Below are 14,197 nucleotides of genomic sequence, written 5' to 3' on the forward strand. Positions count from 1 at the left end.
AATGACACTCGCTTCCCACCCCACCCAGAAAATCGCCATCATCCGTGCCCGCTGGCACGCCGATATCGTCGATCAATGCGTCAACTCCTTTGTCGCGCAATGGCAAAAGCTCGGCGGCAACGCATCGGACGTCGAGATCTTCGATGTGCCCGGCGCACTGGAAATCCCGCTGCACGCGCAGACGCTTGCCAGAACCGGCCGCTTCTCGGCCATCATCGGCTCTGCCTTCGTCGTCGATGGCGGCATCTACCGCCATGATTTCGTTGCCGGTACCGTGCTTGAGGGCATGATGCGCGTCCAGCTCGATACCGGCATCCCGGTTCTGTCGACCGTGCTGACACCGCATCACTTCCAGGAATCAGAACAGCACATCCGCTTCTTTACCGACCATTTCGTCGTCAAGGGCGTTGAAGCGGCCAATGCCTGCTCGCAGATCCTGTCTGCACGGGCGCAGCTGGCTCTCGTCAACGCCTGATCGATCAGCGGGTGCGGCATCGCTAGACGATGCCGCACCTATCCCTATTGCCCGAGATTTTTCAGATAGATCGAGAGCAGCTGCGTCTGCGAGGAAATGCCGAGCTTGCGATAGACGTTGCGCCGGTGAACCTTCACCGTGCCGGTGGAGATGCCCAGCCGCAAACCAATCGATTCCGACGAATGGCCCTGCAGGACCAGTTCGACGATCGAGGCTTCCCTTTCCGTCAGATTGAGATTGCGCCACACCCGGTCCGCCGCCGGATGGGCGGACTTGCGCCCGCCTCTCTCCCTCTTGGCCAGCGCCGCATCGAAGCGCCGGTTCAGATCAGGCCAGGCATGGCGAACCAGACCAGCCACCACCGGTTCGGCCTTTTTCAAAAGCGAGAATTCGGCCGCCGTAAAGGCACCGGACCGTTCCCGCCGCATCAGCGACAGGACGACGGTGATGCCCTCCTCCAGTGCGACGAAGAATCCGATCTCTTCCGCCAGCCCCGTCTGCGTATAGTAGCTGCGAAAATACTCGCTGGAAAAGAAGCGGTCAGGCGCAAGCTCGCGCATACGCCAGACACCGGGCCTCGGCTCACGGGCCGCGTGATAGAACGGATCGAGCAGGAATGGACCAGCCTGATACAGGCTGACGAAGATGACATGCTCTTCCGGCGTGAATGTGCTGTAGAGGTCAAGCGGCCGTTCCTTTTCGCGATAGGCGAAGATGACGGCATAGTCGAAGCTGACCAGCGACCGCATCAGCGAGCAGAAAACACCGCCCGCCTCGTCGTCCCCGGTGGACGCTCCGCCGATCATCGGCCCGAGCGTCTTGAACAATGCTTCCAGATCAATGCCCATACGTCACGTCCAGCCCTGCAAAAAAGAACGGCAATTGCCTTCGGGGTATACACCTTCCACAGCATTGATTGGCTTGAAATACCTCTTTCGGGGTATATACCGCCAACGGCCGGTTTGAATAGGCTGCTGGTCAGACGGTGGGAAACAGGACAGTCGCAAGGCCGCCCGGTTTTCTGAAAAACAACCGCGGGGAATTGAGACGTGACAGCCGCTCCAACGAACGACATCGAGTTCCGTTCGGTCATTAAGCGCTATGGCAGCGTGACGGCCGTTTCGGACATCAACCTTGCCGTGCCGAAGGGCGCCTTCGTGGCGCTGCTCGGGCCGTCCGGTTGCGGCAAGACCACGTGCCTGCGGATGATCGGCGGCTTCGAGCAGCCGAGCGAAGGCACGGTGCTGATCGACGGTCATGAGATGAACGGCGTGCCGCCCTATCGCCGCCCGGTCAACATGGTCTTCCAGCACTACGCGCTCTTCCCCCATTTCGATGTCGAACAGAACGTCGCCTACGGCCTGAAGCAGGCCCGGCCGAAACTGGCCGCGGCCGAAATTTCCGCCCGCGCCCGCCAGGCGCTGGAGATGGTCCGGCTCGGCGGTTTCGAGAAGCGCCGCATCCACGAAATGTCCGGCGGCCAGCAGCAGCGCGTGGCGCTCGCCCGCGCCATCGTCAACAAGCCCTCGGTGCTTTTGCTCGACGAGCCGCTCGCCGCCCTCGACAAGAAGCTGCGCACCGCCATGCAGATCGAATTGCAGACGCTGCAGCGCGAACTCGGCATCACCTTCGTGCTCGTCACCCACGATCAGGAAGAGGCGCTGTCGATGAGCGACATGGTCTGCGTGATGAATGCCGGCCGGATCGTCCAGATGGCCAAGCCGCAGGAAATCTACGACAGGCCCGCCGATCTCTTCGTCGCCGATTTCGTCGGCAAGACCAACCGCATCGCGGCAACGGTGGAAGCCGGCGGCGCGACCTTGCGGCTGTCCAACGGCATGGCGCTCGCCGTACCAGGGAAAACCGGCCTCAAGCCCGGCCCGGCAACCGTCGCATTGCGGCCTGAAGCGATCGAACTCGTCCGCCAGTCCGCCGGCAGCGGCCAGCTCATCGGCACCGTCACCCACCGCATCTTCCTCGGCTCCACCGCCGAATACCAGATCAGCGTCGATGGCCTTGGCGATTTCCTCGTCACCGCCGATCGGCGCAGCGTGCAGGAAAGCGACCTCGTCGAACCGGGCGAACGGGTCGCGCTCACTTTCGATCCCGGCAAAGTGCATGTTTTTCCGGCCTGAGGACAAGGCCGTACACGTCAAGACAAAAAAGGGAACAGAGTCATGACAAAGTGGTACAGAGAAAATGCCCCGATTTCGGCCGAAAACCTCACCGACGAATGGATGCGCCTGAAGCGTGGCTCGGTTACCCGCCGCCATTTCCTCGGCGTCACCGGCCTTGGCCTTGCCGCCGCCGTTCTCGCCCGCCAGCCGGGCCTGTTCAATTCCACCGCCTATGCCGAGGACCTCGGCACCACCATGTCGCTCGCCACCTGGCCGAACTACCATGACCCGGCCACCTTCGAGGCGTTCACCGCCGCGACCGGCGTGGCCGTCGAGGTCAACGTCTTCGGCTCGAACGAGGAAATGCTGGCCAAGCTCCAGGCCGGCGGCACCGGCTGGGACCTGTTCGTCCCGACCAACTACACGATCTCCACCTATGTGAAGCTCGGCCTGATCGACCCGCTCGATATGGCGAAGGTTCCCGCGTTCTCGCAAGCCACGGAATCGGCGCGCTTCACCTCCGAAGGTGCCATCGACGGCACCACCTATGCCCTGCCGAAGAACTGGGGCACGACCGGCATGGCCGTCAACACCTCCAAGATCAAAACCAAGATCACCTCTTGGAAGGACTTCTTCGAGGTCGCCATGACCGAGGCCGACGGTCGCGCCATGGTCCACGATTACCAGCTGACCACCATCGGCAGCGCCCTCGTCTCGCTCGGCTATTCCTTCAATTCGATCAAGCCGGAAGAGCTCGCCAAGGCCGAGGAACTGCTGATCAAGGTCAAGCCGCATCTCTACGGCATCAACAGCGACTACCAGCCGGGCATGCGCGCCACCGACGCCTGGATGACCATGTGCTGGACCAATGACGGCGCGCAGCTCAACCGTGACATGCCTGAGATCGCCTATATCCTCGGCACCGATGGCGGCGAGATCTGGACCGATTTCTACGCTATCCCGAAGAGTGCTGCCAACAAGCCGGCCGGCTACGCGCTGCTCAACTACCTGATGACGCCCGAAAACGCCGTCAAGGAACACATCGCCAATGGCGCCCCGACGACGGACAGCCGTGTTCTGGCGTTACTGCCGGCCGACGTCACGTCGAACAAGATCGTCTATCCGGACGAGGCGTCGCTCACCAAGCTCGAATTCGGCGCAGCCGTGACGCTGACGGACCCGGCCCGTGCGGAACTGATGGCGCGGTTCAAGTCGGCTTGAGGGTAAAGCCCCTCATCCGGCCTGCCGGCCACCTTCTCCCCGTGAACGGGGAGAAGGGACATGCGGCACGCTCTCGCTCCCCCGGTTTGCCGATATAACCGCTGAAACTCGATAGTCCCCTCTCCCCGCAAGCGGGGAGAGGGCTAGGGTGAGGGGCCAAGCCCCAAACACGAAGTGCAAAATAGGACCACCCTTATGCCCATCACTCCAGACAGAAAACGGCAACTGGTCACCGCCGCGCTTGTGGCACCGGCCGGGCTGTGGCTGTTCGTTTTCCTTGTCCTGCCGTTCATGGCCATGGTGGTGTTTTCCTTCGGCGAACGCGCACCGGAAGGTGGTTATCAGGCCGCCTTCACCTTCGCGCAGTTCGCCAACCTGCCGTCGCGGGCGGCCGCCTTCTGGAACACTATGATGATCGCGCCCATCGGCGCCTTCCTCTGCCTGATCGTTGCCTATCCGGTCGCCTATTACCTCGCGGTCAAATCCAATCCCAAATACCGGCTGGTGCTCGTCTCGCTCGTCGTCGTGCCCTTCTGGACCAGCCTTCTGGTGCGCACCTACGCCTGGATGTACATTCTGGGCTCACGCGGCATCCCCAATCTACTCGGCATGATCGGCATCGAAAATGTGCGGCTTTTGAACACGCCCGGCGCGGTGCTGCTCGGCATCGTCTATGGCTACCTGCCGCTGATGATCATGCCGATCTATGTCAGCCTCGAAAAGCTCGATCGCCGCCTGCTCGAAGCCTCCGCCGATCTCGGCGCCAAGCCGGTCTCGACCTTCTTCGGCATTACCCTGCCGCTCTCGCTTCCGGGTGTGATGACCGGCGTGGCGCTGGTCACCATCCTTCTACTCGGCGAATATCTGATCCCGCAGCTGCTCGGCGGCGGCAAGGTGTTCTTCATCGGCAATGCGCTGGTCGATCTCTTCCTGCAATCGCGCAACTGGCCGTTCGGCTCGGCGATCGCCGTGACACTGGTGGTCGTGGTGGTCATCGTGCTCAGCGTCGCCATGCGCATCGCCTGGAAGGTTTCCGGCTCCAGACAGGTGGATCTCGTCTGATGCGCGCGCTTGTCACCTTCGTCTACCTGTTCCTCTACGCACCGATCGCGCTGGTCGTGCTGTTCTCGTTCAACGCGGGACGCAACGCCAGCGAGTTCACCGGCTTCTCGACCATGTGGTACGGCAGGGCGCTCAGCAACACGTTCCTGATCACTGCCCTGCAGAACAGCCTGATCATCGCGCTGACCAGTGCCACGCTGGCCGCCGTCTTCGGCACCATGGCAGCACTCGGCATGCAGCGCCTGAGCGCCCGGGGCCGTGCCATCTTCGACGGGCTGTTTGCCGCCGCCATCGTCGTGCCCGGCGTTGTCATCGGCATCGCCACGCTGGTGGCACTGGTCGAGGTGTTCTCTTTCCTCAACCCCGCGCTCGCCAGCCTCTGGCCCGGCGACAAGCCGCCGCAACTCGGCCTTGGTTATGGCTCGATCATCGCGGCCCACGGCCTGTTTTCGCTGGCGCTGGTCACCATGATCGTCAAGGCCCGCATCGCCAGCCTCGGCCGCGATATCGTCGAGGCCTCCAGCGATCTCTATGCAACACCGTTTACCACCTTCCGCCAGATCGTCCTGCCACAAATCCTGCCGTCTGTTCTCGCCGGCTTCCTGCTTGCCTTCACCTTCTCGTTCGACGATTTCATCGTTGCGTTCTTCGTCGCCGGTTCGAAGACGACCCTGCCGATCTACGTCTTCGCCTCGATCCGCCGTGGCGTGACGCCGGAAATCAATGCGATCGCCACCATGGTTCTGGTCGCCTCGCTGTTCATGATCCTGATTGCCCGTGTGCTGATGCGGGACAAGACAACAAAAGCGCATGCCGGGGAGTAGACCATGATCCTGAAAGACCGGGTGGCCATCGTGACCGGCGCCGGCTCCGGCATCGGCCAGGCGGGCGCCGCTATCATGGCGCGTGAAGGTGCCCATGTGGCCATCGCCGACCGCAGCATCGACGGTGCCGCTGAAACCGTGGCGCTGATCCGCGATGCCGGCGGCAGCGCCGAAAGCCTCGTCCTTGATGTCACCGACGATATTTCGCTCGAAGCCGGTATCGCTTCGGTGCTTGCCCGTCACGGCCGGATCGACATCCTGCACAATCACGCCGGCGCGCAGGTCGCCGGCGATCTCGAGCAGGTGGAGGTGGAAGGGTTCGATCGCTCCTGGAGCCTCAACGTGCGCGCCCATTTCATGGCCGCCCGCTTCGTCATGCCGGCGATGAAGGCACAAGGGCGCGGCGTCATCCTCAACACCTCCTCCTCCTCCGGTGTGCTCTATGACCGCGAGATGATCGCCTATACGACGACCAAGCATGCCGTCATCGCCATGACCAGGCAGATGGCCGGTGACTACGCAAAGTTCGGCATCCGGGTCAACGCGCTGTGCCCCGGCTGGGTCGATACCCCCTTCAACAGCCCCTTCATCGCTCAGATGGGCGGGCGCGGAGCGATCGAGGCCTATGTGCGGGAAAAGGTGCCGATGGGCCGCTGGGCCACCGTCGATGAGATCGCGGAATCGATCCTGTTTCTGGTTTCCGACCGGTCATCCTATATGACCGGTCAGATTTTGGTGGTCGATGGCGGCGAAGCCGTTGTCTAATGTTTTCCAGGAAAAGTGGAGCCCGCTTTTCCCGGAAAGACCAGCGGCAACAAGGCGTTCGAGAGACTTTCCGATTCAGAATGGAAAGGCGGCCTCTAAAGCAAGGTGCCGTGCAGAATGACGATCGCCACGCTGAAATAGATCACCAGACCGGTGACATCGACCAGTGTCGCAACGAACGGTGCCGACGCGCTGGCGGGGTCGAAACCGATACGCTGCAACAGGAACGGCAACATCGATCCCGTTGCCGAGCCGAAGGTGACGATACCCGTCAATGCGACGCCGACCGTCAGCGCCACCAGCATCCAGTGCGGCCCGTAATCGTAGAAGCCGAGCCATTGCCAGGCCACGATCCGGGCGATGCCGATAACGCCGAGAATGGCGCCCAGCGTCAGCCCCGTCGGAATTTCGCGCAGAAGCACACGCCACCAGTCGCGCAGCCGGACCTCGCCGAGGGCCAGTCCACGAATGATCAGCGAGGTTGCCTGCGAACCGGAATTGCCGCCGGAGCTCATGATCAGCGGGATGAACAGCGTCAGGACGATCGCCTTTTCCAGCTCCGTCTCGAAATGCTGCATGGCCGTCGCCGTCAGCATTTCGCCGAGAAAAAGCGCAGCCAGCCAGCCGCCCCGCTTGCGGATCATGCCGGCAAAGCTGATCTTCATATAGGGCTTGCCAAGCGCCTCCATGCCGCCGAAACGATGCACGTCCTCGGTCGTTTCTGCCACCATGGTGTCAATGACGTCATCGACGGTGACGATGCCGAGCACCCGGTGCGCGTCATCGACCACCGGCAGCGCCAGAAGGTCGTGCTTGCTGATCAGCCGTGCCACGTCTTCCTGTCCGGTCATCGGATCCACCGTCACCGGCGCGCTCTTGTGGGCGACGGAGAGGATCGGCGCATCCGGTTCGCCGGTGATCAGCCGCCGCAGGGTGACGAGGCCCACCAGCGCCTGGCTGTCGGGATCGAGCACATAGATGGCATAGACCGTTTCGCGCGAGCGTTCGACACGGCGGACGTGATCCAACGTTTCCGCCACGGTCCAGCCGGATGGCACGCTGACGAACTCCGTCGTCATGATGCTGCCGGCCGTCTTCGGCGGATAGCCCATCAGCGTCTGGACCGCCAGCCGCGCATCGGCATCCAGCGTCCCCAGAACAAGCGTGCGCCGGTCCCCCTCCATTTCATGAAGGATGTCGGCAACCCGGTCGTTGGAGGCAGCGTTCAGAAGCCGGCCGGCGATCTCGACCGGCATGCGTCCGACAATGGCTGCGGCATGGTGCAGCTCCGGCCGGTCCAGAATGGCGACAGCCTGTTCCTGCGGCAAGGCCGCAAGCGCGCGCGCCGCATCAGCAGCTTTCAGGAGATTGAACTGCTCGACACGTTCGGCGACAGTGATGAGAGGATCGTAGACGTCGGATTTGCGGCCGACCCAGTTCGAAAAAAACTTGGTGTTCATTGACTTGCCTTCCCGCCGTCGGCAGCGGATCGTGGCAGGTCAACCCAACGGATCACCCCACGAAGGCCGCAGACGGCACTTGCAATCGACTGTTACTGTCGCTTGGCATTGGGTTGATGACTCCGGTTGATGTGTGCAGTGCAAAAAATATCGCCCTGCAAAGCGGAAATGATCCTGCCGAAAGCAAATGTCAAGAGGACCGCGGCGGTCGAAACCAATTGTGGACGATGTTTAATTGTTCACCGGATTGGCACAGCCGCGGACCGCCGAAGATCGATCAATCCGGCCTGCGTGGAACGAAAGCCGCAGGCACGATAAAAGCCTTCCAGATGCGGCTCATAGTCAACATGCAGCCATTGCGCTCCGCGATTACGCGCAAGCCGCTCGGCCTCGTTCACAAGGCGTGTGGCGATACCTTGCCTACGCCATTGCGGATCGACGCAGGTGTCGAGAAGGAACGCATGAACGCCGCCATCCCAGGCGACGTTGACGAAGCCGACCAACCTGCCCCCGTCATAGGCGCCGACATGCGCAAGGCTGCGCGACAGGATGCCGGAAAAATCCCGCAAGACATCCGCTCCCCAAGCGGACACCCACAGCGCATTCAAGACATCGTTCGGCGGAAAAGGGTCAGCCTGCAGCAAGAACGACAAATGAGATGACCTCCTCCGATGCGTTTTGCCCATGAAACGTCTTGGCCGGCCGCGGTCAAGTCCCGTCAAATCGCAACGTATCCAATCCCCTTCTTGCCGATCTCGTCCAGCGACTCCTCGTAGCCGGCATCCGCATAGCGGATGACCCCCAGCGACGTATCGTTGGTCAGCGCATGGCCGAGCCGTTCCGCTCCGCCCTCCGTCCCATCCGCGACCACGGTCACACCGCAGCTGGTCATATAGCCGGCATAACCGCCGCCGCCGGAGTGGACGACGACGAGGTCTGCCATGGAGGAGCAGAGCAGCATGGCGTCGAGCAGCGGCCAGTCGGCGATGGCGTCGGAGCCGTCCTTCATCCGCTCGGTCATGATATTGGGATGCGCCATGGCGCCGGCGTCGAGATGGTCGCGGGAGAAGGCGATCGGGCCTTTGAGCTCGCCGGAGGCGACCAGCGCGTTGACGGCGACGGCCAGCTCCGTCCGTTCGCCATGGCCAAGCCAGGCAATACGGGCGGGCAGCCCCTCGAAGGGCACGTTTTCGCGCGCGAGCTTGATCCAGTTGGTGACGATCCTGTTGTCAGGGAACATCGTGAGCAGCAGATCATCGATACGGGCGATATCGCTCTCCTCGCCCGACAGCGCCATCCAGCGGAAGGGACCGATGGCGCGGGCAAACAGCGGCCGCAGATAGGCCTCGGTGAAGATGCGGATATCGAAGGCATTGGCAACGCCGCCCTCGCGCGCCTGCGTGCGGATCAGGTTGCCGTTGTCGAAGACTTCCGAGCCCTTGGCCTGAAACTCCAGCATGGCTCTGACATGATCGACGATCGAGGCGCGGCTGGCGGCCATCAGCTGCCCCTGCCCGTCGACGCGCAGGCGCTTGACCTCCTCAAGGCTCATGCCCTTCGGCACATAGCCATAGACCAGATCATGGGCCGAGGTCTGGTCGGTGACAATATCCGGAACGATGCCACGCCTGGCAATTTCCGGATAGAGTGCGGCAGCATTGCCGACGAGCCCGATGGAGGTGGCGCGCTTTTCCCTGACTGCCTGATCGATCATGGCAAGCGCCGTGTCAAGGTCCGGCGCCACATGCTCAAGATAGCCAATCGCCTTGCGCTTTTCGGCGCGCTCCGGATCGATATCGATGCAGAGGATCGCCGCCCCCGCCATGCGGCCGGCCAGCGGCTGTGCGCCGCCCATGCCGCCAAGCCCGGCCGTCAGGATGAACCGTCCGGCCAGATCGCCGCCAAAGCGGTTTTCGGCAATGCGCATGAAGATTTCGTAGGTGCCCTGGATGACGCCCTGACTGCCGATATATTGCCAGGCACCAGCCGTCAGCCCGCCCCAGCAAATCAGCCGCTGCCGCTCCAGTTCGTAGAACACCTCGGCCTTCGCCCATTGGCCGACGATGTTGCAATTGGCCATGATCACCAGCGGTGCCTTGGCATGGGTCTTCAACAGCCCCACCGGCTTGCCCGACTGGATCACCAGCGTCTGGTCCTCATCCATCTCCAGAAGCGCCTTGACGATCGCCCTGTGAGACGCCCAGTTGCGCGCCGCCTTGCCGAGCGCGGCATAGACGATCAGATTGTCCGGGTCTTCGCCGACCGAGAGCACGTTTTCCAGAAGCCGCAACAAAGCCTCCTGCCGCCAGCCCTTTGCACGCAGCACCGGGCCGCCGGGGATGGGGAAATGCGGGTGACGGGGGTTGGGTTTGGGCATGATGGCGTCCTTGATAGCTTCGTTGCACAGGCGTTGCGGCAGTCTCCCACCTCCCCTTGAGGGGGAGGTCGCGCGGAACGCGCGGGTGGGGTGATCGTTAGGTGAGCAAAAAATCACCCCACCCCGGCGCTTCGCGCCGACCCTCCCCCTCAAGGGGAGGGTGAAAGTGCATATTTCGCCAGCTCAATCCCCATCGCCTTCTCCACCGACGGATAGACGCTCGGATCCAGCACGCTCGACGCCAGCGGAATGACGGTCTTCGGTACATGCAGCACGAAGATTTTCATTCCCACCTGCAACTGGCCGACACTCAGCGGTTCGCCTTCGGGTGACAGCGTGGTGATGACGTCCGGGAAGGTCGCAAGCCGCGTGCCGCCGGCATTCTCTACGGCCATGTATTCGTTCATGATGTGGAGTACCGTAGAGTCATCGCCCTTCCCCAAAGTCACCGTTCCAATATCGAAGGCTTCCTTGGTGTAGACGACCGACTTGCCGGTGATGACGCCTTCGGCCAGAATCACCCCTTTGGTCGTTTTGACGATGGCATCGATGATGGCGCCGCCGCCCTTGCTTTCCGCGGCGATGATCGCCTCTCCCAGAGTCAGGGCGAGCGAAATGCCGCCAAGGGCTGCATTCTTCCGGACATAGGACGCCCGAAGCGGGTTGCGGCAGGAGGCGATGAAGCCGCCGGACATATCGGATGCGGTGCGCAGGATCGGCGACACTTTCGCGGTGGCGCCGCGCACGACGAGTTCGATATAGCGGTTCTCGTCGCGGTTTCCCCCGACCGCCGTCTGGATCATCGGCTCCGGCGAGCCCGCCATGCCGATCGACCCCATGTCGCCGGTCGGATGCGCCCGCATGTCGCCGACGGCATCCAGAACCTTGGTGCCAAGGATCGCCGACGGCAGCCAGCCGTTCAGCGTCGAGGATTTGCCGTTCTGCCCCACCATCAGCGCCGAAATCTTTTCGCCCAGCGCCTCCTGCAGCAGTTCCACCGCTTTGACGTAATCGACGCCGCGCATTTCCCAGGGCGTGGTCGAGGCCGGCGCACCGATGGCAGCGGCAGTCGCCACCCAGTCGTTCGCATCCAGTTCGTCGATCGACACCAGTTCCGGCTTGCCGATCGACACGGCCGCATAGCCGAGCATCCGTCCGTGATCCGCCCAGCCGCCACCGCCGGCCGCATAGACAGAGCCGCCCTTGACCGCCGCCTCGACATCTTTTTCCGTCAGTATCCGGCCCATCAGCGCGCTCCCTGTAAATCCGTGTCGAGTTTTTTGACGGCCTCGAACAATACAGCCGTACCGAGCGCGATATCGTCGTTTTCAGCCCATTCGTCCGGCGTGTGCGACCTGCCCTCGCGGCAGGCGATGAAGATCATCGCAGCCTTCGAAATCCGTGCCATCCAGGCGGTGTCGTGACCGGCGCCCGACGCCATGCGGCGATGTGTTGCGCCGACACGACCGCACGCCTCTTCGAGATTGCGCATTACCAGCGGATCGGCGGGCGTCGGGAAATTATCGGAGACCAGCTTCGGCGAGACGATCGACACGCCGGTATCGCGCTGGATATCAACGGCAAGCTGGTCGATCTCGGCGATGAAGCGTTCCATGTCGGGCCGCAGTTCCGCACGGGCATCGATCAGGATTCGGGCGCGCGAGGGCACGACATTGGCGGCATTCGGCTCGATCGAGAATTCGCCGACCGTCGCCGTGAAATGCCCCTCGCCCTTCGAGAACGCGGTGCCGAGGCGCTCGACCGCGCCGACCATGCGTGCGGCAGCCGTGAGCGCATCGCGCCGCCTGCCCATCGGCGTCGTGCCGGCATGATCCGCCTGGCCTTCGAACAGGATTTCGATCCGGGTGATACCGGCAATGGCCGTGACGATACCGATGTCGCAACGCTCGGTCTCCAACACCGGCCCCTGTTCGATATGCAATTCCAGGAATGCCTTGATATCCGATCGCTTCTGCCCGGCCAGCCGCGACGGATCGCCGCCGGCATCGATCATCCCCTGCCGCAGAGTCAGCTCCCCTTGCGTCCGGCTCAGCCAACCATCCGGGATCAGTCCGGCCAAGCCACGGCTGCCGATGCAGGAAACACCGAAGATCGATACTTCCTCAGCCAGGAAATCGACGACTTCCAGATCATGATCGAGCCGGATACCGGCATCGCTCAGCGCCTGCGCCACTTCAAGCGCCGCAGCCACACCCGCGATGCCGTCGAACCGCCCGCCTTCCGGCACCGTATCCGAATGCGAGCCGAGCATGATCGTGCCAAGCCCCGATTTGCGGCCCTTGCGGCGGCCGGTCAGGTTTCCGGATGCATCAATCCGCGTTTCGAGACCGGCAGCCTTGAAGCGCTGTTCGAGAAAGGCGCGGCCTTCCAGAAACAGTGGCGTGAAAGCGCGGCGTGTGTAGGGCCGGTCCGGTTCGGTGATGCGGGCGAGCCCCTTGATGATGTCGGCGATGCGCCTGATATCGACCGGGAGATTGGTTTCGGCCGCGGCCATCACAAAGCCTCACGCAATGGCAGGCTCGGAAGCGGCCGGACGAACTCTCCGGCGCCGGGTTCAGCCAGCACGGCCTTCCCATCGAAAACCAGCCGGCCGCGATTATAAGTGGCGGCCACCCGCCAGGGCAGATGGATGCCGTTGTAGGGCGACCAGCCGACGACGTTGTTGCCGCTTGCCGCAGCGTCATAGGTGTAGGGCTCCGGCGTCAGCACGGCAATATCGGCATCCTTGCCGATTTCCAGCGCGCCCTTCCGGTGATCGAGCCGGAAATGCCGGGCCGGATTGAGCGCCATCAGCTCGGCCGCGCGGGTCAGCGGAATGCCACGTTCCAGCGCGCCCTTGACGAACAGCGGCACCATGACTTCCAGCCCCGGCACGCCGGAGGCATTGGCCAGCATATCCGGATTGGTCTTGCGGTTTTCCGACCAGCTGACGTGATCAGTCGAAACCAGCGTCACATTACCGGCGGCCACATGACGCCAGAGCTTTTCCACCTCGGCGCGCGGCCGGATCGGCGGATTGATCTTCGCCTTGCCGCCCAGCCGCTTCACGTCGTTCTCCTCGTCGAGGACGAGATAATGGATGCAGCACTCGATGGTGGCGCGGTATCCCTGCGCCCGGTAGGCGCTCGCAATCTCATAGCCGCGCCCGACGGAGCAATGCACCACATGCGCCGGGCATCCCGTCGCCGCGCCCGTCTCGTAGATCTGGTTGGTGGCCAGCAGTTCCGTCAGCGGCGGACGCGACAGGCCGTGGGCGCGATAATCGGTGATCCCAGCCGCCTTGACCTTGTCGATCGCGGCGCGAACCGCTTCGTCGTCCTCATTGTGGACACCAGCCGTCAGTCCGGTCGGCGCGATGGCGGCAAAGCAGTCTTCCAGCAGGCCGGCCGGAATGCGGGGAAACCGTTTCGGATCGGTGCCAAAGGTCGAGAACTTGAAGGCGGCGACGCCTGCCTCGACCATCTCAGAAATACGCGCTGGGCCTTCTTCCGGATCGATCGTGCCATAGAGCGCGAAATCGACACGGGCCTGTTTCCCGGCATGGTCGATCTTGCGCTGTACAGCCTGCGTCGAGCAAACCAGATTGCCCTCATCATAGGGCATGTCGACAATCGTCGTGACGCCGCCAGCGGCTGCCGAGCGCGTCGACCAGATGAAATCCTCTTGATCCTTCTGGGAAAGCGAATGCACCTGCGCATCGATGGCGCCGGGCAGGATGAGTGCCTGCCCGAGATCGTGGCGCTCACGCGCAGCCGGCATGGCGCCCTGCCCGACGAAAGCAATCTTGCCGTCGCGCACCGCCACATGTCCGCCTTCGACGATGCGATCGGGCAGAACCACAGTGCCCTTCAAAACCAGATCGAAATCAGACATCG

12 protein-coding genes and 1 pseudogene are annotated in these 14,197 nt (G+C 62.9%); 6 read left to right on the forward strand and 7 right to left on the reverse strand.

Translation table 11 applies throughout. The annotated features are described in order from the left end of the window. The first annotated feature begins 1 nt into the window (after nt 1). Nucleotides 2-475, forward strand: coding sequence for a 6,7-dimethyl-8-ribityllumazine synthase (locus tag ADU59_RS23490; RefSeq protein ID WP_068957132.1), 474 nt, complete (start codon nt 2-4; stop codon nt 473-475). Between the two features lie 44 nt (nt 476-519). Here ADU59_RS23490 and ADU59_RS23495 read toward each other — a convergent pair whose 3' ends face one another. Beyond that, on the reverse strand, nt 520-1,323 hold the full coding sequence (locus ADU59_RS23495) for a helix-turn-helix transcriptional regulator (protein WP_068957134.1): 804 nt from the start codon (nt 1,321-1,323) through the stop codon (nt 520-522). Nucleotides 1,324-1,524: 201 nt separating this feature from the next. Between ADU59_RS23495 and ADU59_RS23500 the strand changes: the two genes are divergently transcribed. The 5 genes from ADU59_RS23500 to ADU59_RS23520 all read left to right on the forward strand — a co-directional run bounded on the left by ADU59_RS23500 (nt 1,525) and on the right by ADU59_RS23520 (nt 6,464). Beyond that, nucleotides 1,525-2,610 carry an ABC transporter ATP-binding protein gene (locus tag ADU59_RS23500; protein ID WP_068957136.1) on the forward strand — a complete coding sequence of 362 codons (1,086 nt, stop codon included), beginning with the start codon at nt 1,525-1,527 and terminating at the stop codon, nt 2,608-2,610. Nucleotides 2,611-2,652: 42 nt separating this feature from the next. Further along, nucleotides 2,653-3,813, forward strand: a complete 1,161-nt coding sequence (locus ADU59_RS23505; RefSeq protein WP_068957138.1) for a polyamine ABC transporter substrate-binding protein — start codon at nt 2,653-2,655, stop codon at nt 3,811-3,813. 195 nt (nt 3,814-4,008) lie between these two features. Then, nucleotides 4,009-4,875 carry an ABC transporter permease gene (locus ADU59_RS23510; RefSeq protein WP_068957140.1) on the forward strand — a complete coding sequence of 289 codons (867 nt, stop codon included), beginning with the start codon at nt 4,009-4,011 and terminating at the stop codon, nt 4,873-4,875. After that, nucleotides 4,875-5,699 (forward strand): ABC transporter permease, encoded by an 825-nt coding sequence (locus ADU59_RS23515; RefSeq protein ID WP_068957142.1) that lies wholly within the window; start codon nt 4,875-4,877, stop codon nt 5,697-5,699. Before ADU59_RS23510 ends, ADU59_RS23515 begins: the two co-directional genes overlap by 1 nt. Before the next feature lie 3 nt (nt 5,700-5,702). Beyond that, on the forward strand, nt 5,703-6,464 hold the full coding sequence (locus ADU59_RS23520; RefSeq protein ID WP_068957144.1) for an SDR family NAD(P)-dependent oxidoreductase: 762 nt from the start codon (nt 5,703-5,705) through the stop codon (nt 6,462-6,464). Between the two features lie 95 nt (nt 6,465-6,559). Here the strand turns inward: ADU59_RS23520 and mgtE are convergent. The 6 genes and pseudogenes from mgtE to ADU59_RS23550 form a co-directional block, all read right to left on the reverse strand. Beyond that, a pseudogene (gene mgtE / locus ADU59_RS23525) lies at nt 6,560-7,861 on the reverse strand (magnesium transporter); the annotation flags it as partial. A gap of 302 nt (nt 7,862-8,163) precedes the next feature. Next, nucleotides 8,164-8,610: a GNAT family N-acetyltransferase gene (locus ADU59_RS23530; RefSeq protein WP_068957148.1), complete on the reverse strand. Its 447-nt coding sequence runs from the start codon at nt 8,608-8,610 to the stop codon at nt 8,164-8,166. A gap of 32 nt (nt 8,611-8,642) precedes the next feature. Beyond that, nucleotides 8,643-10,301, reverse strand: a complete 1,659-nt coding sequence (locus tag ADU59_RS23535; protein ID WP_068957150.1) for a thiourocanate hydratase — start codon at nt 10,299-10,301, stop codon at nt 8,643-8,645. 149 nt (nt 10,302-10,450) lie between these two features. Further along, a complete protein-coding gene (locus ADU59_RS23540; protein ID WP_068957152.1) occupies nt 10,451-11,548 on the reverse strand; it encodes a thiohydantoin desulfurase in 1,098 nt (365 codons plus the stop codon). Beyond that, nucleotides 11,548-12,816, reverse strand: a complete 1,269-nt coding sequence (locus tag ADU59_RS23545; protein ID WP_068957154.1) for a Zn-dependent hydrolase — start codon at nt 12,814-12,816, stop codon at nt 11,548-11,550. Before ADU59_RS23545 ends, ADU59_RS23540 begins: the two co-directional genes overlap by 1 nt. After that, on the reverse strand, nt 12,816-14,195 hold the full coding sequence (locus ADU59_RS23550; protein ID WP_068957156.1) for a dihydroorotase: 1,380 nt from the start codon (nt 14,193-14,195) through the stop codon (nt 12,816-12,818). The genes ADU59_RS23545 and ADU59_RS23550 overlap by 1 nt, the downstream gene beginning before the upstream one ends. Between the last annotated feature and the right edge of the window lie 2 nt (nt 14,196-14,197).

The sequence above is a fragment of the Pararhizobium polonicum genome (assembly GCF_001687365.1).
In the GTDB taxonomy this organism is placed as follows: Bacteria; Pseudomonadota; Alphaproteobacteria; order Rhizobiales; family Rhizobiaceae; genus Pararhizobium; species Pararhizobium polonicum.